We start from the raw sequence: 21,684 nt of genomic DNA on the forward strand, positions 1-21,684 counted from the left end.
ATGAAAATTGCTCTATTCTCAGACATCCATGCCAATCTCCCGGCTCTGGAAGCTTTTTTTAAAGATGTGGAAACACGAAATACAGATGCCATTTATTGCCTGGGCGATTTAGTGGGATATAACATCTGGCCAAACGAAGTAATTGACGAAATCCGCAGACGTGGTATTCCCACCATTGCAGGAAATTATGACTGGGGCATTGGCAGATCAAGTGATGATTGCGGATGTGCCTATAAAACCGACGAAGAAAAGGCTATGGGCAAAGTTTCTATTTCCTACACCAATGAAATCGTTAAAGATGAGCAGCGTGCTTATTTAAGGACCCTTCCTGCCCACATCAGATTGGAATACCAGTTGAACCACGACAAACGTAACATCCTTTTTGTCCATGGTAGTCCGCGTAAAGTGAACGAATATTTATTTGAAGACCGTGACGAGAAAAGTATGCTTCGTATCATGGAGCAGGCTGATGCTGACATTATGTGTTTCGGGCATACCCATCAGCCTTATCACCGTATTTTAAATTCGGGTATAGATGGGAATGATCATTACCGTCATGCCATCAACATCGGATCTGTAGGCAAACCCAAGGATAAAGACCCAAGGGGAGGCTATGTGATTTTGACTATGAATCCTGATAGCACAGTAACCGAGAAAGACAGCATTAAAGTGGAGTTCATCCGCTTTGAATATGATATAGAAAAAGCGGCAAAAGCTGTTGAAGACAGTACTTTACCTAATGGATACGCTGATATGCTACGCAACGGATAGCATATGAAGATCGGACTATTTTCAGATATACACGCCAATCTTCCTGCCTTTGAGGCAATGTTGCAGGACATGGATAGCCAGAATCCGGATGCTGTTTATTGTCTTGGTGATTTGGTTGGTTATCACATTTACCCAAACGAAGTTATTAAAGAGATTCGTACTCGTGGTATAGCCACGCTCAAAGGCAACCATGATGAGAAGGTTGAGAAAGTTAACCACAACCGCAGAGAACCTTAAGGAGCCAGGCATGAAGCATGCGTATCATTGGAGCTACTCTTTTATCATTTGCTTCTTTATCTAAGAATAGGTATAGTTAAATGACGTTTCTAAATTAGAAAGACTGATAAAAGGAGGCAAAGTTGCCTTAAAAAAGCAAAAGGTAGAATAAAGAGATTTAGTCCCGGTCTATCTTTTAAGGCCTACCATTAAAAGAAAAGCCCCCCCTTGGGGGCTTTTTCGAGTTAGGTATAAGGCCGGCGAGCCCGTAGAAGATAAAAGAGACTAATGTCACTCGAACAGTTTTTTCAAAATTTTGGAGCTAGTCTATCAGAGGGTACTTTATGGTCCCCCTTAATCGTGCTAGTTGCCGGAATAATTGCTAGCGGGGTATGTCCTTGCACGTTACCTGTGGGCTTAGGAATGGCAGGCATTGTCAGTAGCAGCCCAGAGGAAAGCACATCAAAAAAAGGCATGCGAATAGCGATTGCCTTTTTTCTGAGAATTGTTGTAAATCTTACATTTCTTTGCGCTTTGCCCGGCAGGTTAGGAATAATTATTACTGAGTCCTTTGGAAGTTATTGGGCTTTGGCAATAGCTGTCATTTCTCTCGCAGCTGCTACCCTTGCTTTTTATGGCCCTCGTATGAAGGTTAGTCAGCTTTCCGCTATTCGTAGATTGGGACTTAGCGGGGCTTTTGCTTACGGGTTTATTTTTAGCTTAGGTACCTCAGCTGATCCTTTGCTACTGTTGCTAACAATGGCCGCTGTTCAAACAAACCCACTCTTTGGTTTATTATTGGCATTTCTATTTGGAATTGGAAGGGGACTACCCTTTCTGGTAGTAGGATTTTTTGCCGGATCGATTGCTAAGCTGAATCAGTTAACTTGGCTGCGCAAGAGCATTCAGGTATTTAGCGACTTTGCCCTCCTTTTTGTAAGTTTTTACTATGCACGGTTTTTTTTACTTTAATAGAATGAGGCATGTACTCAGCTTCAATGAAATATTCCAGATGAAACACAACAGTATATGTCATTATATCGATTATAGCAAGGTTACTGAAGGCAATAAATCCACAAGATACTTTTATTTCAAAAGTAGAAGCGCTTTCACATTTATATCCAGGAATCAACGTAGCCGATATGGGCTTCCCTGCCGACTGGAAGGAAAATCCTGCCTGGAAATAATCAAGTATAAGCATCTATTGACGCTACAGATAGTTCCTCAAAAAAACCAGCGATACTCATTGTTTTTAGCCTTATTATAGGCCTGGAAGTGGATGGGTTTAACCTGATAGAAATGATATTATTGTCGCCCGCATTGCTTTAATAGGTGCCTATATCAATATTTAGATGCTACGTATTAATTACAACAACTATTTCCTTCCTGAATAGGTGGACATGGGACAGTACCATAACTGCAAAAAACACAACAATCGCCTAAATGAGGTTTTAATTGCGTTTTACAGCTCTCGCATTCATAAAAGTACTGGCAAGCATCTGTTGGCATTACTTCTTCTTTTTTATGTCCGCATGAAGGACAGGTAATGGTAGAATTGAATTGAATATCTTTAGCCATCTTATTTTATTTTAAAGCCTGTTACTTGGTAACCTGTTCTGTTTATTTGTGATTTTAAACTATCTACTGAAACTTTTTTAGGGTCATAATTCACCCTCGTTTCAGCTTTTTCATAAGAGGTTGAGCTTTTTGCTACACCAAAAACCTTAGAAAGTGCCCCGTCAATGTGTGCGGTACAACTAATACAAGTCATCCCTGTAACCGAAAAATTGACTGATTTTAGATTACTTTGCTGTTGGACACTAGTAGATCTTGCAGGCGTCTCATATAAAGCAGATGCATAATAAGGAAAAGCAAGTAATAGTCCTGAAAACAAAGTAATTACGAGCAATGCTTTTGTAGATTTCATAAAAGAATTTCGCTCACACCTACAGTTCTCTTCCTCCTTTGATTTTCTAGATAATTGCTGATACCAGGCAAAAGCAAGAACGATCACCGTGATTGCGATTAAGTAAGGGCGAGCAGGTTCTACCCACGAAAAGGATGAGGCTATACCAAAAGTTCCTGTAATAAGAGCGAGTATGGGAGTGATACAACATAAAGATGCTGCAAATGCAGACAACAATCCTACGCCGAATAATCCTGACCTTTCTTTTGTTTTCATATTTGTACTGTTTGGTGATTAGAAGCTGTTATATGTATAAATAAAGGTTTCAATAATTCCATATGCCTAGGCTCTAGGGAATAAAAAATGGTTTGAGCCACTTTGCGAGCTTTAATAATTCCTCCATCCTTCATTTTACGTAAATGCTGAGAAATAGCAGGAATGCTCATACTTAAAATATCCGCCAAATCACAAGGGCATAATTCAAACTCTATTTCCAAAAGAAAGAGAATTTTAAGCCTTACTTCATTTCCTGCAAGAGCCAGAATGCTACTTAAGTCAGTAAAAGAGGGCTCATTAGCCTGCAAAAGCTCTCTACAGCCTTTTATCTGGTTGGAATCGGCTAATACCCGTATACAGGTTTCCTGATTTTTCATACAGCAAAGATATTGAATTGTTGTAATTTAAGCAAATACTTAAATACTACTTCTGTACCTTCCCAATAAAGAATTTATTATCAATAAGCGGTCCTTTCACACTTCCACTTTTTTAAAATGGACATTAATTAAAAACGGCCGTGGCTGTTGCAAAAGGAGATTATTTTCCTTAGTATAGCCCTCACAGCTCGCTTTGTGTAGCTTTTAGGGAAACCCTGAGATACTCTTCGTCATAAACTATCCTGGTGATTTTTCTGCATGGTATGTTTGGTACACAGCTGGATTCTTAATAAAAACCTTTCTGGTGATCCAAATAACAATCGCTATTCAGGCAGTTTAGCGCTCGAATAGCGATTGTTGTGGTTAAAGACTAAATTTAAGCAGTCTGGCAATGGCTTGTTGCTGCTGTAGACCATACTCCAGGTAAGCGTCCCGTGTTTTATATAAAGACAGGATCTCGTTGTAATACTGAATGACTGAAATCTCACCAAACTCTAGCGCCTTAGCCAATAACTGTTCAGATTTAAGCTGATCCAGCAAGGTCTTGTACTCCTTAAGAAGATAAGTAGCTTCTTCATATTGCTTATAGTAAACACTGTTTTCTTGTCTATGTTCTAACCTATGACCAATCAGGCGATTTTCGGCAGTGAGCTGTTCCAGTTTTTTCTGTTTCACCGTATTTTTCCTTTCCCACAAAGGAATACTTAAACCCAGATGAATTCCCTTGTACTTCTGGCCTAAAATAGACTGACTGCGATAGCCCGCTTGAAAACCGGGTAAGGTAAGCGCCTTGTTTAAACTGGTTTCCTTAGCTGCAATAGCCTGCTGTGTTTCATACACCTTAAGCAGGGGATCATTTGATTCAATTAAACTGTCAAGTTCTTCAAAATCGGGTAGTGGCTGAGTTACCGGATAGTCCAATGTATTGACTTCAAGCAATGTTCCCCCCGTATAATTCACAAACAATTGCTTCAATTGTTCTTGCTGCTGCTCACTACGCTTTAATTGTGTTTTGGTTTCTAAAATCAATAACTTCAATTTATTGAAATCAAGAATATTCCCATCGCCCGCATCCATTCTCTTTTGATAGGCAAAATGAATTTTTTCTACCGCTTTTACTCTTTCAGCGTAATTATCCGTTAGCTGATTTAAGTAAATCCATCGGAGAAAATCGAGCTTTACATTCAACAGCAATTCCTGCTGTTTTGCTTGTGCAATATGGTCAGCCTGTTTGATTTTTTCATTGGAAGCCTGCTTTTTGTAGGTGTAACTGCTCGGGAAGTCCAACCGCTGGATGATGGATAAATCTTGTTGATTTCCTGCACCTTTAGGCGTACCAAAAAGTACTTCATACTCAGCTGCCGGGTTTTGAGGTGTCAAACCAGTTTTGTAAGCCATTTTACTGACATCAGCTTCACCTTGATATACTTTCAGTGCTTTATTTTGTTTTCTAGCCAGGTTCAATACAGAATCCAGGTCTTGTGCTTTTGCAGCGGTGGTCCCTAACAGCAAAAGCAAAATGTATTTTAATTGTTTCATGCTATGCTTTCATTTAAGGTTTTGGATTTTCTTTTCTTCATTAGACTATTGTATACAATAGGCACAATGAACAGGTTTAACAGTGTAGAGCTGACCAAACCACCCAAAATGACGTGAGCCATTGGACTTTGAATCTCATTACCAGCAAGGTCGCTTGCCATAGCCAGCGGTATCAAAGCCAGCCCTGCAGTTAGTCCGGTCATCAAGATCGGACTCAAGCGGTCTATTGATCCTTTGATCACAATGTCAAGATCATAATAGCCTTTCTCCTCTTGCAGGTGCCTGTAATGTGAAACCAGTAAGATTCCATTTCTTGTCGCAATACCAAACAAAGTGATAAAACCAATAATTACCGGGATACTGACGATGCTACCGTTCAGCCAGACACTTACTATCCCGCCAATTAATGCCAAAGGCAAATTGAGCAAAATGATTAATGATAGTGCTGAATCTTTAAACTCATGGTACAGGACCAAAAAGATGGCCAACAAAGCAAAGATGGAAGTGAATAGTAAGGTTTGAGAAGCCTCAGCTTCTGACTCGAACTGCCCGCCATATTCTACTCTATAACTTGACGGGAGCTTAACGACTTTCATTTTCTCCTGTATCTCCTCAACGACTGAACGCTGATCTCTGCCTGAAACGTTGGCTGATACCACCAGTTTACGCTGTGCGTTTTCACGGTTAATGGTACTAGGTCCTTTGGTAGAAACAATGTCTGCTACCGTTCCCAAAGCCACTTTAGAACCGTCAGCTGCATCAATCAGCAAATTTTTCAGGTCTTCAATTTTACTTCGGGCAGATTCTTCATACCTCAGTACCAAATCAAAGCGTTTTCCTTGTTCATAAATATCACCGATTTTTTCTCCGCCGATGGATACTTCCACAAAACGGCTAAAATCTTCAAGACTGATCCCTTTAGCCGCAAGCAGGTCTCTTTTGGGTTTGATTTGAACCTGTGGAATCTGGATTTGCTGTTCCACAGAAATATCTACCAGACCCGGAATGCCTTCTATAGTGCTCTTGGTTTCATTACCAAGGCGATAAAGCTCCGCCAGATCTTCACCAAAAATTTTGATGGCAATATTTGCCCTGGTACCAGATAGCATATGATCTATCCGGTGACCGATGGGTTGACCGATTGTAATATTGGCCCCGGTAACGCCAGCCAGTTTTCCCCTGACTTCATCCATAAATTCTGCCCGTGAACGCTCTTCTAGGGTGAACGGTGCATCAATTTCAGACGCATTAACTCCCTGTGCATGTTCATCAAGTTCAGCCCTGCCGGTACGACGGGTAGTGGTTTTCACTTCGGGGATACTGAGCATAACCCGCTCAACCTGCTGGCCTATTTTATTGCTTTCCTCAAGGGAAATACCAGGCATAGACACTGCACTGATCACCAAAGAACCTTCGTTAAACTCTGGCAAAAAACTGCGTCCAAAAGTACTGAACAATAATAAGGAACCGATAAACAAACCTATGACTGCTGCTACCAACCATTTCCGGTAGGTGATTGCCTTTTGCAATGCGCCAAAGTACGAATGGTTCAGGCGTTTGACTAACCACGATTCTTTTTCTTGCTTCAATAAGGTTTTATCAGAGGTCAACAGGTAACTGCACAATACTGGCGTTAAGGTTATTGCCACAATTAGAGAGGCAAACAGTGCCACCACGAAGGCTATGCCCAGGGGTACTAATAATCGTCCTTCCATTCCCGTTAAAAAGAACAAAGGGGTAAAGGCTATGATGATAATAAAAGTCGCATGGATAATGGAAGAACGAATCTCAGTTGAGGCGTTGTAAATAACGGTAAGCTTATTTTCACGCTGATCGGGTGGAAGGTGTGCATTTTCCTTAAGCCGCTTGAGCACATTTTCTACATCAATGATAGCATCATCAACCAAATCTCCAATTGCGATGGCCATTCCACCTAAACTCATCGTATTAATGGTTAGGCCCATTAATTGCAGAACAATAATGGCTACAAGCAAAGATAACGGTATAGCTAACAAAGAAATAGCAGTTGCGCGCCAATTCATCAGGAAGATAGAAAGGATGATCACAACGAAAATTGAACCTTCTATTAACGTTTTCTGTATATTGCTAATAGAGGCATCAATAAAATCGGCCTGGCGGAATATCTTCGTGTTTACGACTACATCCTTTGGCAAGCTGGTCTTTAGCTGTCCAATGGTAAGATCAATTTTCTCTGTTAGTTCAAGCGTATTGGTATTGGGCTGCTTCATTACAGTCATGATCACCGAAGGTTCGGCATTCAGGGAGCCATCACCTAATTTAACTGCAGAACCGATAGTCACAGTGGCTACATCGGAAATTTTTACAGGTTTCTGGTTTACGGTTTTGATTAAGGTATTACCTATATCTTCGGGCTTATTGCTTCGTAAAATTCCCTTAACCAGGTATTCATTTCCATATTGGTTGATCAGTCCACCTGAAACATTTTGTCCTATTGCAGTTGTTGCTTTGAAAAGATCATTCATGGTGATGCCATACGCTTTGAGCATTGCAGGCTTTGCAAGGATCTGGTATTGTTTAAAATCACCTCCGATAACCACAACCTGGGAAACACCGCCAGTTGCCAATAGAACCGGACGGATGTTCCAGTCTGCAATAGTTCGCAACTCCATTAAACTGGTTTGTTTGGCCGTGATACTGATGAGCATGATTTCTCCCATAATGGAAGTATTGGGTGCCAAAACTGGCTGACTTACTCCTTGAGGGAATTTACCCGATAAGGTGGCTAACTTTTCCGCAACAATTTGACGGGCGCGGTAAATATCCGTGCCCCAATCAAACTCCACCCAAACGATGGAGATTCCTGCTGAGGCTGAAGACCTGACCCGTCTCACATCTGTTGATCCGTTTACAGTGGATTCAATAGGAAAACTGACTAATTGTTCTACCTCTTCCGGCGCTAGTCCGTGAGCTTCAGTAATGATTGCTACAGTAGGTGCGGTGAGGTCAGGGAAGACATCGACTTCCATTTTTACGGCAATATAGCTACCGCCGATCAGCAACAATACCGAGGCTAATAGAACCACAAGGCGATTCCCTAAAGCGAATTTAATAATATGATTTAGCATGATCTTTTAGATTTAATGTTCATGACCATGCGCCGGAGCAGAACCCTGGCTTGATGCAAGTTTCAAATAATAAGCGCCCTTAGTTACCAGGATATCACCATCCTTTAAACCGTTAGTTACCTCTACCATTTTACCGTTGCTTTGCCCGATTTGAATGCCGCGCCTTTCAAAATGCTCGCCATCATTTTGTACATACACAAAGTAGTTTCCCTGGTCTTCCATGATAGCTGTTTCGGGCACTTGTAATGCAGCGACACCGGAGCTTGATAAAAGAAAGGCCTCAACCGGAATGCCTGGAACGAACTCCCCACGGTTATCTAGTGAAAATACAACAGGAATTAATCCTGACGCTGACACTGAACGCCCATAGGACAGCAATTTTCCGTTTAAGGTGCTTAGCTCATAAAGCTGATCACCTATTTTAAAATTGGCAGATTTAATTTTACTTAACTGACTTGCATAAGCCGCTGGAACTTCTGCCGTTAACTGAATTTTTTTACTAGCTGAAACAGAAGCCAATTGTTGGCCCATTTGTACAAAGTCACCTTCCTTAACTAACAATTCTGTTAAATATCCGGATGTCGTTGGTTTAAGCATTACACCATTTCCCGAAAAGTTTCGGGACAGCTTTTGGTAATTCAATTGTTGTAGCTGGTAGTTATTTAAAGCAATTTGATAGTCTTTTTCCGAAATGATTTGATCAGGACGCAACAATTTCGCACGTTCATAATCGGCCTTAGCTTTATCCAGACTCAGCTTGGCCTCCCTAACTGCAGTATTTAAATTGTCACCCGTTATATTTCCTGCGGTTATAGAGAATAGCGTTTGTCCGGAGCGGACAGGGCTGCCAGTAGTCGATACTGAAAGAAACTTTACTACGCCTGCTGCAGGAGCAACAATACTTTCCTGGTCACCCACAGCCGCAGTAATGGTAGCCGGAGCTTTAATCACACCAGAAAAACTGCCTGAACCAATTTTTGTTACTCCAAAATCCAGTTTCCAGCTTTGTTCTTTTAAAAAAGCAATTTCATTGGCTGAAGTGGCTGGCGACTGGTGCTGTTTTTTAAACTCTTCGTAACTGGCAAATACTGTAGCGGGTACTTTAAACTGGTGCATAGTTCCATTAAGATTGATGTCAAATGTTAATACACCTTTTCCGAGCGTTTTCGGGCTAAGTGATATTTTGTAAATCCCGGGGACAGTAGCTGAGTCAAGAATTTTTCTAATACCGCTTTCACCAACTACAAGGCTAGTGGTGACTTTTGCATTCTTAACCGGTTTGTAGTCAGAAAGCGTCGTTAAGTGGATGGTAAAACTCGAGGCAGAATCCTTAATAAACGGGTCGTATTCTGCAAATATTTCTACCTGTTCATCCAGATCTGTAAGAGACAATTTGATGTTTTCTGCTTCAACAGCAGTATTTTCAGCGCTTTGCTGACAGCCAGCGAGCAGAAAAGCTGCACTGATTAATAATATATATATTCTTTTCATGGCCTTATTAAATGGTTTAACGATTACAAGCATTTTGCTTGCAATCGTTAATTGTTAATGCGTGTGCGGTTTGCTTTCGTCGTGCACAGCTGTTGAATCGGTTTTTGCAGAGTCAACTTTGAATTCTTCCTGTTTTGTGGTGTCAGTCACAGTCGAGGCGTGTTCCTCATGCACAGTTCCATCTTCATGTTCATGTGTTCCTTCAGAAGGTTTGTTACTGCATGAGACAGCAAATAATCCAACGGCAACAGCCATTGCAAGCATGGTTTTTTTCATGTTTGTAAATTTTAGAAAATAAAAAAGGATATAATTAGGCCATTACAGGCGGGCCACGCCTGTTTTTAAAAAGAATAAGGTGCTTGGTTGGTTTATCCTCTGGAGGAGAATAAATAGGAAGTATCAGGATGTAATCCTCTAAAGAAAGACTTTGCAATCTATTGAATCCTGGAAGGATAATAGGAATGATTTTACAAACATCTGTTTTTAATTGATTGCTCGATTGTATCGGGCTTTCTGTGTTTCCATGATTGATAAGGGAAAGTAATTCATCAAACCATTTCTTTTTTTTCTGTTCTGTTGGAAATGTAGAACTGTGATGATGGTGATGAGCATTGTGATGCTCATGATGATATGAAGCAATAAACCCCTGCTCGTGGTGATGGTGCGGAAACAACTGATGCCCCAGGTGCAGTGAAAATGCACCAATAAGCAGGAACAGCAGAAATTGTTTTTTCAGCATCATGGTGCAATATTAAAATTAAATTTTGGCATGATAAGAATAAAACTAAGGCATTGTCAATTATAAATTAATAATTACATTCGATACATATTAAGCCGCCTAAAAATAAATGTTAGTAGTTAAGCCTGTAGTTACCACCATATACATTATAGGAAGAAATATAACAAAAATTTTTTAATTGACCTCCAAATTTAAGCTGCATTCCTAAGTAATAAGCCATTATACAGGCCTTTCGAATAATATTTGTAACATTACAAAACAATTACAATCTTTTTTTTAGTTTTGTGCCCTGATGAAAAGGATACTATTGATTTTTCTTGCTGTATTTTACTTTGGGATATCCCAGGGGGCAATAGTATATTTTCATTACTGCATGGGAGAGTTAGTCCAAATGGGCATGACAGAATCCAAACCGTCTTTGTGTGAGTTTTGCGGCATGGACTCAAAAGAGTCAAGAGAGAAAACCTGTTGCAAACAAGAATCCAAGCTATTACAGGTAGACAACGTTCAGAAAATGGCCGCGAGTCATTTTCAATTTGAGCAAGCGCCGGTTATTGTTCTGAAAAATATAATTTGGGAGGCAAGAAATATTGCTGTTCCAATAGAATTGGGTAAAGCATCTTTAAGCAATGCACCCCCACAGGAGCAGGATGTCCCCGTCTTTATCCGTAACTGTACTTACAGAATCTGATCCCCTTCCTCTATACACTTTCGTGTACAAGTTATAGCATCGCTATAGCTTAAATTATGAATTATTCATTTATATTCTAGTAATTCTGTCTTTCAATTTACTGCTGTATTAGCATTCTCTATGTTCTTAGTTCCACCACATACACAATCATTTTTTCTTGTGGGGATTGGTAAGAATAGGGAAACCAGCTGTTAATTGCGATTGATCAGGATCAATAACATTCCGATACTAATTTAGTCATCGGCTGAACACAAACACATGGTACACAAATTAATAGAATGGTCACTTAAGAATAGGTGGATCGTACTGATGCTTGCTACAGGTATCTTTATCTGGGGCATCTTTGCCATCAAGAAGAACCCTATTGATGCGATCCCTGACCTGTCAGAAAATCAGGTCATCGTTTTTACAGAATGGATGGGCAGGTCTCCCCAGTTAATTGAAGACCAGGTAACTTATCCACTGGTTACTAATTTACAGGGTATTCCTAAAATTAAATACGTTCGGGGCTCTTCTATGTTTGGGATGAGCTTTATCTACGTCATTTTTGAAGATGATGTAGACGTTTACTGGGCAAGGGAGCGCGTGCTAGAGCGTTTAAGCACCATAACACGCTCTTTGCCAGAAGGTGTTTCGCCACAACTAGGCCCTGACGGGACAGGTGTAGGCCATATTTTATGGTATACCCTTGATGCACCAAGTATGGATCTGGGTGAACAGCGGGCCATTCAGGACTGGTACGTGAAATTCGCTTTACAGAATGTACCTGGCGTGAGTGAGATTGCCTCCTTTGGGGGATTTCAGAAGCAATACCAGATTGCGATAGATCCAAATAAATTACTTTATTACAAATTAACTGTGCCGGAGGTCATTGCGGCGGTGCGTGCCAATAACAATGAATCCGGAGGAAGAAAATTTGAAATGAGTGACATTGGTTATATCATAAAAACCTCTGGTTATCTGAAATCCCAGGAGGAGATCGCAAATATCCCTATAAAAAATCAAAAAGGGACACCGATCAAGGTGGCAGATGTAGCGGCCGTACAAATGACTGGGGAAACCAGGCTTGGTATTTTTGACCAGGATGGTGAAGGAGAACGGGTTGGTGGCATTGTGGTGATGCGCTATGGAGAAAATGCCGCTGAAGTCATTGAAGGGGTTAAAGCCAAAATGAAAGAAGTTTCTAAAGGCTTGCCTGAAGGGGTAAAATTTGATATTGTTTACGACAGAGGCGAACTGATCCAGGAATCTGTAGATTCCATTACAACCACCATTATTGAAGAAATGATTGTGGTATCCCTGGTTGTTATCGTCTTTTTATTTCACTGGCGCAGCGCCGTGAGTATCATTATCCAGATCCCGATAACCATCGCTGCCAGCTTTATATTATTAAATGCATTCGATATCTCCTCCAATATCATGTCTCTTACCGGAATTGCGCTTGCCATTGGGGTAATCGTTGATAACGGAATTGTGATGAGTGAAAATGCCTATAAACACTTGTCTGAACGCTATGAAATATGGCAAAAAGAACAACAAAAAACAAATGAGCTATGAGAACCTGGTTTAAAAATTTATTCAAAAAAAGTCCGGACTGGATTTCCGAAGAGGAAAGACTGAAGGTTATAGAAAAGTCCAGCAAACAGGTGTCCAGAGGGGTGTTTTTTGCCACTGTGATTATCATTACTTCTTTTCTTCCGGTGTTTATGCTTACCGGACAAGAAGGGAAAATGTTCCATCCGCTTGCCTACACGAAGACCTTCATTATGATTGTAGATGCCTTATTGGTATTAACCTTAGCACCGGTATTGATTTCCTTTTTTATGAAGGGAAAGTTCAAGCCAGACCATGCCAACCCGGTAAACAGGTTTCTGGAAAAATATTATGAACCTGTAATCAGAGGGGTATTGAATTGGCGTAAAACAACGATAGCTATTAATATCATCGCTTTATTAATCACCATTCCGCTGCTCAAAAACTTGGGCACTGAGTTTATGCCACCCCTGGATGAACAAAGTATTCTCTTTATGCCCGTGACGCTGCCGGATGTTTCAAATAATGAAGCCAAGCGCATTTTGCAGATCCAGGATAAGATCATTAAATCTGTGCCAGAAGTGGATAAAGTTTTAGGTAAGGCAGGCCGTGCCAGTACGGCCACCGATAATTCGCCAATCTCTATGATTGAGACTATAATCATGCTCAAACCAAAAGCACAGTGGCGCGAGGGCTTAACTAAAAAGGATATTATTAATGAGCTGGATAAAAAACTGCAGATTCCTGGTGTTGTAAATGGCTGGACGCAACCGATCATTAATCGTATTAATATGTTAGCTACCGGGATCCGTACTGATGTGGGCGTAAAAATATACGGTCAGAACCTAGATACCATCGCTTCGGTTTCCGAAAGGGTAAAAAAGGCCTTGGAAGGTACAAGCGGTGTGACAGACCTTTATGTAGATCCCATTACCGGGGGCAAATACTTGTCTGTTGATGTGAAGCGGGAAGAATTGTCTCGTTATGGTTTAACCGTAGATCAAGTTAACCAAACTGTCGAATCCGCTTTGGGTGGCGCTACAATTGGTAATACCATTGAAGGAAGACAGCGTTTTTCAATCAGTGTTCGCTTAGGGCAAGAGTTTAGAAACAGCGTAGAAAGCATTAAACGCATTCCGCTGCAATCTTCAACCATGGGAGAAATTCCTTTGTCTGCCGTAGCCGATATCCGCTTTGAGGATGGGCCTCCGATGATTAATTCTGAAAATGCCTTGTTACGAGGTGCGGTGATGTTTAATGTGCGCGACAGGGACTTGGGAAGTACAGTAAATGAAGCTATTGAAAAATTAAACAAAACCAACGGCATTTTACCTGAAGGCTATTTTCTGGAGTGGAGCGGCCAATACGAGAACATGATCCGTGGTCAGCAAACCTTATTGTGGATTGCCCCAATTGTACTGGTGATCATTTTCTTTTCGCTGTATTTCGCTTTTCACTCAATCAGAGAAGCGTTCTTAAGCCTGATCACTGTTCCATTTGCCCTCATTGGCGGTGCTTATATCATCTATTTTTGGGGGGTCAGTTTATCTGTTGGCGTGGCTGTAGGTTTTATTGCTCTTTTTGGGATTGCGGTGGAGACAGGTATTGTGATGGTCATTTACTTAAATGATGCCATGGATCAGTTGATTAAAGTCAAAGGCAATTCGGCTGAAACGATTAGCAAAGAAGATCTTCGGGAGTATGTGGTAAAAGGCGCGGCTAAACGTCTTCGTCCAAAACTGATGACAGTTTGCGTGTCCCTGTTTGGCTTGATCCCGGTGTTATGGGCAACCGGAGTGGGTATTGATGTCATGCAACCTATAGTACTTCCTATGATTGGCGGCGTACTGACTTCATCTACACATATTCTACTGGTGACGCCACTCATCTTTTTAATGTCAAAAGAATATGAATTAAAGAAATATGGAAAATTGGAGGTGCATGATGCTCAACATTAAAAAGTGGGTGCTGCTACTGGCCATTTTGCCAGTACAGCTATTTGCTCAGCAAAATACAGTGTCTTTGGACACGGTTTTAACACGAATAGAAAATAATAATTTGTTGCTGCAGACCTATGCGCTAAAAGCAGAAAGTTATAAACATAAGGCCAAAGCCAGTACGGCATGGATGGCACCCATGGTGGGCGTGGGAACTTTTATGACCCCTTACCCGGGCCAGCAGTTGATGGAAAACGGCGATAAAGGTTCGCTCATGCTGCAGCTGGAGCAGGACATTCCAAACATGGGAAAACTTAATGCGCAAAAACGCTATGTGGAATCCAAAGGCGATGTTGAACTGGCGGGACGTGCTGTTGCATTGAATGAGCTAAAAGCGCAGGCAAAATCGCTGTATTACACTTGGATAGTAGCTACTGAGCGCATCCGGGTGTTGAAGGAGAACGACAAGATCATGCAAATGATGAAAAAGATCGAGCAGATCCGTTATCCCTATAATCAGTCGCAATTGTCAGGGGTTTTCCGGGCAAATGCCAAAATTGAAGAAAACCAGAACATGATCAGGATGCAGCAAGGGGATATTTCCAAAGCAAAGGCCTGGCTCAACAGCCTGATGAACCTTCCGGGAAATCAGGATTTGGAGATTGATTCAACCTATGTGCCGCAGTATTCAGCAGAAGCTACAATTGACACCATGTTGCTTGCTGGCCAGCGAAAAGACATCCTTCAAATGGAAGAAAACATCCGTTCTATGAAGCTAGGTGTTGATGCCATGAAAGCGCAAAGCAAACCGGATTTTAAAATCCGGTTTGACCACATGGCTCCTTTAAGTAAGATGATGCCTAATTCCTATAGCGTGATGGGGATGATCAGTATTCCAATAGCACCATGGTCTTCAAAAATGTATAAATCTGAGGTCAAGGCGATGGATTATGAAATACAGGCCATGGAGAAGGAACGCGCAGGTATGTTGCAGGAAAGTCAGGGAATGTTAACCGGGATGCATTATGAAATATTGTCCATGAAGAAAAGGATCACTGCCATGGAACAGACGATCATTCCTGCGCTGAAAAAGACACTGGATGCAGACTTTGTCAATTACCAGGAAAATAAATTACAACTACCGGCAGTCATTAATTCCTGGGAAGCGCTGACCATGATGCAAATTGGCGTGCTGGATGAAAAAACAAAATTGTATAAAATGATCGTTGATTATGAAAAAGAATTATATCGTTAGGCTGTTATTGTTTTTAACGATCGGGGTGGCTGGGGCTGCCTGTCAAAATAAAGATAAGGAACAGGGTTCAGGCGCGCAGAAACATGCCCAAAGGGATACCAGTTTAAATTACTTACTGAAACCTGCTAATGAGCAGATTATTGCGCGTATTCCTTTAATCCGTGCCAGGCAAGGCTCAAGTATCTTCATTCGCGAGGTACAAGGCCGCGTGGCCTATGATACCCGTAACCAGATCAATCTGGCCAGCCGCGTTTCAGGTCGCATTGAAAAACTGTACATCAAGTACAATTATCAGCCGGTAAAAAAGGGGCAGCTGCTCATGGAAGTTTATTCTCCTGATCTTGCGGCAGCCCAGCGGGAACTGCTGTTGATTCATGGTTCTGGAAATCAGGATGGAATGCTGGAACCTGCAAAGCAAAGATTAATGCTTCTGGGTATGAATCAGGCACAAATTGGTAAAGTATTACGTACAGGTCAAATTTCTTATAGAATTCCAGTCTACAGTAATGCTACAGGTTTCATTTTGGAGAAACAGGCTGCAGCCATTACTGCTGAAGCGCCAGCCTCGATGCCTTCCGCTACGGCTAGTACAGGAATGGATGATATGGCTTCGGGTGGTGGTGGAAATGGGGCGGCCAGCCAAACTGCGGCAAGCCCAGTAAGTTCAGCGGTTTTGCTTCGCGAGGGCCAATACCTGAGTGCCGGACAGAATATATTTACCATTTACCGTACTGGTGACCTGGTCGCAGAATTTTCTTTAACCCCGGATGTTGCCGCTAAGGTAGATAAACAAGCCAAGGTGCTCATCCAAAGGACTGCTAATAAGGAACAAACGTTATCTGGTAAAATCGGATTAATTCAGCCGGTTTTTAATGCCGGTGAAAATTTTGTCCTGGCAAGGGTTTACCTTCAAAAAAGTGGACTGCAACCCGGAGAACTGGTCACAGGTCAAATTCCGTTTGTAGCTGAAAAGGGATTATGGTTACCAAAGGAGGCGGTGGTTTCAATCGGGAACCAATCGGTCGTCTTTAAAAAAGAAGGACGGGTATTTATTCCGAAGACAGTTAAGACCGGCATTACCCAAAATAACCAGATACAGGTTTTTGAAGAGCTTAGCGGATGGGATCTTGCTAAAAACGCGTATTATTTAATTGACAGTGAAAGTTTCATCAAAACAGCAAAACAGGGAGAGTAACACCATGGAAAGAAAAGAATTTATAAAAAGCCTGACTATAGGCTTATTCACCCCTGCATTGTTTCTTGCGGCCTGTAGCGATGATAAAAATAAAGGCGACAAGAATGCAACTACCAAATCACAAACCTTTACTTGTCCGATGCACCCTCAGGTGGTACAGGATAAAATGGGCACATGCCCTGTCTGTGGAATGGATTTAGTGCCTTTCGAAAAAAACTCAGCTGAGGCTGCCTTGCACCTTGACGAAAACCAAAGAGCACTAGCCAATGTCACCACAATGGCTGTAGGATTGAAGGGTTTTAATACTTATAAGCAATTGAACGGAAGACTGGTTGTTAACCCCGAAAAAACGGAGTACATTTCAAGCCGGGTAGCAGGCCGGCTAGATCGCCTGTATGTGCGCCAAACAGGCGAGAAGATTAGCAAAGGACAACCCTTATATCAAATCTACTCCGAGCAGTTGGCATCCTTACAACAGGAATATCTGCTGGCATTGGAACAGGCCGCACAATTCCCTGGTGACAAAACCTTCGGACAAATATTAAAATCTTCCAGGCAAAAATTGAGCCTGTACGGACAATCGGAAGGTCAAATCAATGCAATCAAAAAAAGCAAAAAGACTAGTCCGAATATCACCTTTATGGCCCCTGAAAATGGTACTGTTGCAGAATTATCAGTTACTGAAGGGCAATACGTTAGTGAGGGAGGTCCATTAATGCGCCTTGAAGGCTATCAGTCTTTATGGGTTGAAGCGGATATTTATCCTTCAGAAGCTGGGAGCATCAAGGAAGGTCAACAGGTCAAAGTTGTGATTCCAGGTTGGGAAGATCAGCCCCAACTGGTGACCATTAAGTTTATGAACCCTGCTTTACAGGCAGGTGGTCAACTGATACAACTAAGGGGGGCGATGCCCAATCCCAATAATCAATGGCAACCAGGTCAGCAGGCTAATGTATTTGTGCCTACTGAAAGCAAGGGAGATGTGATCAACCTTCCGCTGGATGCAGTGGTCCGTAATGGAAAAGGTGCACATGTCTGGATTGAAAAAGAAAAAGACAAGTTTGAGCCCCAGATTGTAAAAACCGGGATGGAAAGTTTTGATACAGTAGAAATCAAAGAAGGCCTGAAAGCAGGTGACCAGGTGGTTATCACCGGTGCTTACCTGCTTTACAGTGAGTACATCCTTAAAAAAGGAAAAGATCCGATGGCAAGTGCAAAAATGTAAAACAATAATTAAATATATAAACAATTAAACCACCATAAGCCTGCAGCTTATAAACAGCAAAGCATGTAGGCTTATGATAGCTTCATCACCATTAAAAAATAAATTATAAATAATGAAAATCATGAAAAGAACACTGAAAACTGTGTTAGCATTAAGCTTTGTAGTCCTATTAGCTGCTTGTGGCAGTAACCAACAACCAAAAGATAGTCATGAGGGTCATGACCATGGCGCGGCCACCCCAGCCGAAGCTTCCGCACCCGCCGTCGCTACAGGTTCTATGGCTTCTATGGCTTCCTTAAAGGACAGTAACCTGAACGCAGTATATCAGCAGTACCAGAATTTAACGAAAGTATTAACCGAAGGAGATGCAACAGCAGCAAAAGTGTCATCTTTAGCGCTTGAAGCCGGAGCTAAAGAGATTAAAGGAGGCGCTACTTTAGCTACTACAGCTGCACAAATTACTGGTGCCCAGGATATCGAAGCTCAAAGAACGCTGTATGCATCCTTAAGTGATGAGTTTATCTCATTGGTAAAAGAAAGTGGCCTTGAAAGCGGTGAACTGTATGTGGCACATTGCCCGATGGCACTTAATGATAAAGGTGCATCATGGGTAAGCAATTCTAAAGAAATCCGTAACCCATATTTCGGCGAAAGCATGTTGACTTGCGGTTCTGTGAAAGAAACATTAAAATAACATTTCCTACTGGAAGTGAAAAATACAATAAGATATAAGCCTGGAAAACCAGGCTTATATCTTATTTTTCCAAGTGTAAGTTGTGTAGCACTTTGTCTTAATTGTTATAATAAGATATCTTTTTTGCAAAATCATATAACATTTTCCCGGAATTCTGTAAGAAAACTCTTTTATGCGTGGCTTACCTTTGTATATAAGAATACAAAAGAAAATGACTCCATTAGAAAATATAGAAACTCTTTCCTTACCAGTTTTGGGTATGACCTGTGCGGGATGCGCAGTCAGTGTTGAAAGTATGATCGGTTCCCAGCCGGGAGTTGATAAAGCTGAGGTAAACTATGCCACCCAATCGGTTAAAGTTTTCTTTCATCCTGATCAGGTACAGCCCACAGCTTTTCAAAAAGCAGTACAATCTATCGGCTATGACCTGATATTAGATATTGAACACGGCAAGGAAAAGCAGGAAGCGGTGCAACGTAATAATTATGAAACATTAAAAAAACGGGTCATCGCAGCAGGGGCATTAACCCTTCCGGTAGTTGCCATAGGCATGTTCTTTATGGATATTCCTTATGCCAATTATTATATGCTGGCCTTAACAACGCCTGTACTATTCGTGTTTGGTAAGAATTTTTTCATCAATGCCTTTAAACAGGCTCGTCATGGCCGTGCCAATATGGACACCCTGGTTGCTTTAAGTACGGGTATTGCTTATCTGTTTAGTGTGTTTAATACTTTTTATCCTGAGTTTTGGCATAACCGTGGCTTACATCCGCATGTTTATTTTGAAGCGGCTGCAGTAGTGATCGTTTTTATCATGCTCGGAAAATTATTGGAAGAAAGCGCTAAATCAAACACCTCCTCTGCCATTAAAAAGCTGATCGGTTTACAGCCTAAGACTGTTTTAGTTGTTACTGATAAAGGGGAAAAAGAAATCTCCCTTTCAGATGTTCATATTGGCGATCAAATTTTGGTGCGTTCTGGTGAAAAGATCCCCGTTGATGGTGAGGTTTACCAGGGAAGCTCTTACGTCGATGAAAGTATGATCTCGGGAGAACCGGTGGCAGTAGCCAAAAATAAGGGAGACAAGGTTTTTGCAGGAACGATCAATCAAAAAGGCAGTTTTCGTTTTTATGCTGAAAAAGTGGGCGGAGAAACCATGCTTGCACAAATCATAAAAATGGTACAGGAGGCCCAGGGTTCTAAAGCCCCGGTACAAAAGTTAGTCGATAAGATAGCAGGAATATTTGTTCCGATAGTTATCGGAATTGCTTTATTTACCTTATTGATATGGGTCTTGGTTGGCGGACAGAATGCTTTCACGCAAGGAATGCTTGCTATGGTAACTGTGCTTGTGATTGCCTGCCCGTGTGCATTGGGTTTAGCTACCCCTACAGCAATTATGGTAGGTATCGGAAAGGGAGCAGAAAGCGGAATTCTGATCAAAGATGCAGAGGCTTTGGAACTGGGTTATAAAGTAAATGCCGTGGTCCTGGATAAAACCGGAACCCTTACCCAAGGTAAACCCGAAGTAACAGAGCTAATTTGGCAGGAAGGATTAAAACAAGATAAAGAAACCCTTACTAAGGTGTTTTTTTCTTTAGAACAGCAATCCGAACACCCTCTTGCGGAAGCTATTGTACGTTATTTGAAACCCGAAAACACAGGTTCAGTAGAAGTAAGTAAGTTTGAAAGTTTGACTGGGAAAGGCGTGAAAGCTGTTTTTGAAGGACAAACTTATTGGGCTGGAAGTCACAAGATTTTAAAAGATCAGCATATTTCCCTAACTGAAGCTTTGCAACAAGAGGTAAATGCCCTACAGCAACAGGCCAAAACAGTGATTTATTTTGCTGATCAAACCCAGGTACTTGCCATCGTGGCTATCGCTGACCAAATCAAAGAAAGTTCTGCAAGGGCAGTTAATGAATTAATGAACCAGGGCATAGACGTATACATGCTCACCGGAGATAATCACCAAACCGCTGCTGCCATTGCAGCTCTAGCAGGCATAACTGAATTTAGAGCAGAAGTTCTTCCTTCGGATAAAGCAGAATTCGTTAAGCGGCTACAAGCACAGGGCAAAGTAGTTGCCATGATAGGGGATGGCATCAATGACAGCCAGGCTTTAGCTCAGGCAGATGTTTCAATTGCGATGGGAAAAGGGTCAGATATTGCAATTGATGTCGCTAAAATTACGCTTGTCTCCTCTGATCTGATGCAGGTGCCAAAAGCCCTGCGTTTATCAAAGCTTACTGTCCGCACAATACGACAAAACCTTTTCTGGGCATTCATTTATAATATTATCGGTATCCCACTGGCCGCCGGTATATTATACCCAATGAACGGGTTTCTATTAAACCCGATGATTGCGGGGGCGGCTATGGCACTAAGCTCGGTATCGGTAGTTAGCAACAGTCTTCGCCTTAAATTTTCTCAATTAATTCATAATAACTAACAAATCATGGAAACATTAAAATTCAAAACCAATATTAAATGCGGTGGATGTATCGCTGCCGTAACCCCTCACTTGAATAAACTTTCAGATATTCAAAAGTGGGAAGTAGACACCCAAAGCCCGGATAAGGTATTAACCATCGAAGGAAAACAGGGAATAGATGATCAGGAAATAATTAACGTTCTTGAAAATGCAGGTTATAAAGCAGAAAAATTTTAACTGATCATAAACCTTTCAAAAAAGCATCAGGTCGGAAATTGACCTGATGCTTTTTGTT

General features: G+C 41.5%; 20 protein-coding genes. 12 read left to right on the forward strand and 8 right to left on the reverse strand.

The window, feature by feature from the left end; translation table 11 throughout:
• From WG905_RS11885 to WG905_RS11895, 3 genes are all read left to right on the forward strand, one after another.
• Positions 1 to 771, forward strand: coding sequence for a metallophosphoesterase family protein (locus tag WG905_RS11885; RefSeq protein WP_339591942.1), 771 nt, complete (start codon positions 1 to 3; stop codon positions 769 to 771).
• A gap of 3 nt (positions 772 to 774) precedes the next feature.
• Positions 775 to 1,008, forward strand: a complete 234-nt coding sequence (locus tag WG905_RS11890; protein ID WP_339591943.1) for a metallophosphoesterase family protein — start codon at positions 775 to 777, stop codon at positions 1,006 to 1,008.
• Positions 1,009 to 1,275: 267 nt separating this feature from the next.
• Positions 1,276 to 1,959 carry a cytochrome c biogenesis protein CcdA gene (locus WG905_RS11895; protein ID WP_339591944.1) on the forward strand — a complete coding sequence of 228 codons (684 nt, stop codon included), beginning with the start codon at positions 1,276 to 1,278 and terminating at the stop codon, positions 1,957 to 1,959.
• Positions 1,960 to 2,349: 390 nt separating this feature from the next.
• On the opposite strand, the gene WG905_RS11900 is transcribed toward WG905_RS11895, so the two are convergent.
• The 8 genes from WG905_RS11900 to WG905_RS11935 form a co-directional block, all read right to left on the reverse strand.
• Positions 2,350 to 2,565 carry a GDCCVxC domain-containing (seleno)protein gene (locus WG905_RS11900; RefSeq protein WP_339591945.1) on the reverse strand — a complete coding sequence of 72 codons (216 nt, stop codon included), beginning with the start codon at positions 2,563 to 2,565 and terminating at the stop codon, positions 2,350 to 2,352.
• Between the two features lies 1 nt (position 2,566).
• Positions 2,567 to 3,169, reverse strand: a complete 603-nt coding sequence (merTP, locus tag WG905_RS11905; protein ID WP_339591946.1) for a mercuric transport protein MerTP — start codon at positions 3,167 to 3,169, stop codon at positions 2,567 to 2,569.
• The gene (locus WG905_RS11910; protein WP_339591947.1) at positions 3,166 to 3,546 is read right to left on the reverse strand and encodes an ArsR/SmtB family transcription factor; all 381 of its coding nucleotides are present in this window, start codon (positions 3,544 to 3,546) and stop codon (positions 3,166 to 3,168) included. The genes merTP and WG905_RS11910 overlap by 4 nt, the downstream gene beginning before the upstream one ends.
• A gap of 363 nt (positions 3,547 to 3,909) precedes the next feature.
• Entirely contained in the window at positions 3,910 to 5,085 is a 1,176-nt protein-coding gene (locus WG905_RS11915; RefSeq protein ID WP_339591948.1) for a TolC family protein, read from the reverse strand.
• Positions 5,082 to 8,192 (reverse strand): efflux RND transporter permease subunit, encoded by a 3,111-nt coding sequence (locus WG905_RS11920; protein WP_339591949.1) that lies wholly within the window; start codon positions 8,190 to 8,192, stop codon positions 5,082 to 5,084. Before WG905_RS11920 ends, WG905_RS11915 begins: the two co-directional genes overlap by 4 nt.
• Positions 8,193 to 8,204: 12 nt before the next feature.
• On the reverse strand, positions 8,205 to 9,683 hold the full coding sequence (locus WG905_RS11925) for an efflux RND transporter periplasmic adaptor subunit (protein WP_339591950.1): 1,479 nt from the start codon (positions 9,681 to 9,683) through the stop codon (positions 8,205 to 8,207).
• A gap of 54 nt (positions 9,684 to 9,737) precedes the next feature.
• Positions 9,738 to 9,959, reverse strand: coding sequence for a hypothetical protein (locus WG905_RS11930; protein WP_339591951.1), 222 nt, complete (start codon positions 9,957 to 9,959; stop codon positions 9,738 to 9,740).
• Between the two features lie 34 nt (positions 9,960 to 9,993).
• Complete coding sequence (locus tag WG905_RS11935) at positions 9,994 to 10,425, reverse strand: hypothetical protein (RefSeq protein WP_339591952.1); 432 nt, start codon at positions 10,423 to 10,425, stop codon at positions 9,994 to 9,996.
• A gap of 289 nt (positions 10,426 to 10,714) precedes the next feature.
• On the opposite strand from WG905_RS11935, the gene WG905_RS11940 reads away from it, so the two are divergent.
• The 9 genes from WG905_RS11940 to WG905_RS11980 all read left to right on the forward strand — a co-directional run bounded on the left by WG905_RS11940 (position 10,715) and on the right by WG905_RS11980 (position 21,626).
• Complete coding sequence (locus tag WG905_RS11940; protein ID WP_339591953.1) at positions 10,715 to 11,113, forward strand: HYC_CC_PP family protein; 399 nt, start codon at positions 10,715 to 10,717, stop codon at positions 11,111 to 11,113.
• A gap of 258 nt (positions 11,114 to 11,371) precedes the next feature.
• Positions 11,372 to 12,670, forward strand: coding sequence for an efflux RND transporter permease subunit (locus WG905_RS11945; protein WP_339591954.1), 1,299 nt, complete (start codon positions 11,372 to 11,374; stop codon positions 12,668 to 12,670).
• Positions 12,667 to 14,604, forward strand: coding sequence for an efflux RND transporter permease subunit (locus tag WG905_RS11950; protein WP_339591955.1), 1,938 nt, complete (start codon positions 12,667 to 12,669; stop codon positions 14,602 to 14,604). The genes WG905_RS11945 and WG905_RS11950 overlap by 4 nt, the downstream gene beginning before the upstream one ends.
• Positions 14,588 to 15,838: a TolC family protein gene (locus WG905_RS11955; RefSeq protein WP_339591956.1), complete on the forward strand. Its 1,251-nt coding sequence runs from the start codon at positions 14,588 to 14,590 to the stop codon at positions 15,836 to 15,838. Before WG905_RS11950 ends, WG905_RS11955 begins: the two co-directional genes overlap by 17 nt.
• Positions 15,816 to 17,033 (forward strand): efflux RND transporter periplasmic adaptor subunit, encoded by a 1,218-nt coding sequence (locus WG905_RS11960; RefSeq protein WP_339591957.1) that lies wholly within the window; start codon positions 15,816 to 15,818, stop codon positions 17,031 to 17,033. Before WG905_RS11955 ends, WG905_RS11960 begins: the two co-directional genes overlap by 23 nt.
• Positions 17,034 to 17,037: 4 nt before the next feature.
• Positions 17,038 to 18,258, forward strand: coding sequence for an efflux RND transporter periplasmic adaptor subunit (locus tag WG905_RS11965; protein WP_339591958.1), 1,221 nt, complete (start codon positions 17,038 to 17,040; stop codon positions 18,256 to 18,258).
• A gap of 121 nt (positions 18,259 to 18,379) precedes the next feature.
• Entirely contained in the window at positions 18,380 to 18,952 is a 573-nt protein-coding gene (locus WG905_RS11970) for a DUF3347 domain-containing protein (RefSeq protein WP_339591959.1), read from the forward strand.
• A 211-nt stretch (positions 18,953 to 19,163) separates the two neighbouring features.
• A complete protein-coding gene (locus WG905_RS11975; RefSeq protein WP_339591960.1) occupies positions 19,164 to 21,407 on the forward strand; it encodes a heavy metal translocating P-type ATPase in 2,244 nt (747 codons plus the stop codon).
• A gap of 6 nt (positions 21,408 to 21,413) precedes the next feature.
• A complete protein-coding gene (locus WG905_RS11980) occupies positions 21,414 to 21,626 on the forward strand; it encodes a heavy-metal-associated domain-containing protein (protein WP_339591961.1) in 213 nt (70 codons plus the stop codon).
• Positions 21,627 to 21,684 lie beyond the last annotated feature (58 nt).

It is taken from the genome of Pedobacter immunditicola, assembly GCF_037482985.1.
Taxonomy (GTDB): domain Bacteria; phylum Bacteroidota; class Bacteroidia; order Sphingobacteriales; family Sphingobacteriaceae; genus Pedobacter; species Pedobacter immunditicola.

Excerpts from the sequence above, each read along its gene's own strand:
- WG905_RS11885 (WP_339591942.1), top strand. The coding sequence starts at position 1 with ATGAAAATTGCTCTATTCTCAGACATCCATGCCAATCTCCCGGCTCTG.
- WG905_RS11890 (WP_339591943.1), top strand. The coding sequence starts at position 775 with ATGAAGATCGGACTATTTTCAGATATACACGCCAATCTTCCTGCCTTT.
- WG905_RS11895 (WP_339591944.1), top strand. The coding sequence starts at position 1,276 with ATGTCACTCGAACAGTTTTTTCAAAATTTTGGAGCTAGTCTATCAGAG.
- WG905_RS11900 (WP_339591945.1), bottom strand. The coding sequence starts at position 2,565 with ATGGCTAAAGATATTCAATTCAATTCTACCATTACCTGTCCTTCATGC.
- merTP (WP_339591946.1), bottom strand. The coding sequence starts at position 3,169 with ATGAAAACAAAAGAAAGGTCAGGATTATTCGGCGTAGGATTGTTGTCT.
- WG905_RS11910 (WP_339591947.1), bottom strand. The coding sequence starts at position 3,546 with ATGAAAAATCAGGAAACCTGTATACGGGTATTAGCCGATTCCAACCAG.
- WG905_RS11915 (WP_339591948.1), bottom strand. The coding sequence starts at position 5,085 with ATGAAACAATTAAAATACATTTTGCTTTTGCTGTTAGGGACCACCGCT.
- WG905_RS11920 (WP_339591949.1), bottom strand. The coding sequence starts at position 8,192 with ATGCTAAATCATATTATTAAATTCGCTTTAGGGAATCGCCTTGTGGTT.
- WG905_RS11925 (WP_339591950.1), bottom strand. The coding sequence starts at position 9,683 with ATGAAAAGAATATATATATTATTAATCAGTGCAGCTTTTCTGCTCGCT.
- WG905_RS11930 (WP_339591951.1), bottom strand. The coding sequence starts at position 9,959 with ATGAAAAAAACCATGCTTGCAATGGCTGTTGCCGTTGGATTATTTGCT.
- WG905_RS11935 (WP_339591952.1), bottom strand. The coding sequence starts at position 10,425 with ATGATGCTGAAAAAACAATTTCTGCTGTTCCTGCTTATTGGTGCATTT.
- WG905_RS11940 (WP_339591953.1), top strand. The coding sequence starts at position 10,715 with ATGAAAAGGATACTATTGATTTTTCTTGCTGTATTTTACTTTGGGATA.
- WG905_RS11945 (WP_339591954.1), top strand. The coding sequence starts at position 11,372 with ATGGTACACAAATTAATAGAATGGTCACTTAAGAATAGGTGGATCGTA.
- WG905_RS11950 (WP_339591955.1), top strand. The coding sequence starts at position 12,667 with ATGAGAACCTGGTTTAAAAATTTATTCAAAAAAAGTCCGGACTGGATT.
- WG905_RS11955 (WP_339591956.1), top strand. The coding sequence starts at position 14,588 with ATGATGCTCAACATTAAAAAGTGGGTGCTGCTACTGGCCATTTTGCCA.
- WG905_RS11960 (WP_339591957.1), top strand. The coding sequence starts at position 15,816 with ATGAAAAAGAATTATATCGTTAGGCTGTTATTGTTTTTAACGATCGGG.
- WG905_RS11965 (WP_339591958.1), top strand. The coding sequence starts at position 17,038 with ATGGAAAGAAAAGAATTTATAAAAAGCCTGACTATAGGCTTATTCACC.
- WG905_RS11970 (WP_339591959.1), top strand. The coding sequence starts at position 18,380 with ATGAAAAGAACACTGAAAACTGTGTTAGCATTAAGCTTTGTAGTCCTA.
- WG905_RS11975 (WP_339591960.1), top strand. The coding sequence starts at position 19,164 with ATGACTCCATTAGAAAATATAGAAACTCTTTCCTTACCAGTTTTGGGT.
- WG905_RS11980 (WP_339591961.1), top strand. The coding sequence starts at position 21,414 with ATGGAAACATTAAAATTCAAAACCAATATTAAATGCGGTGGATGTATC.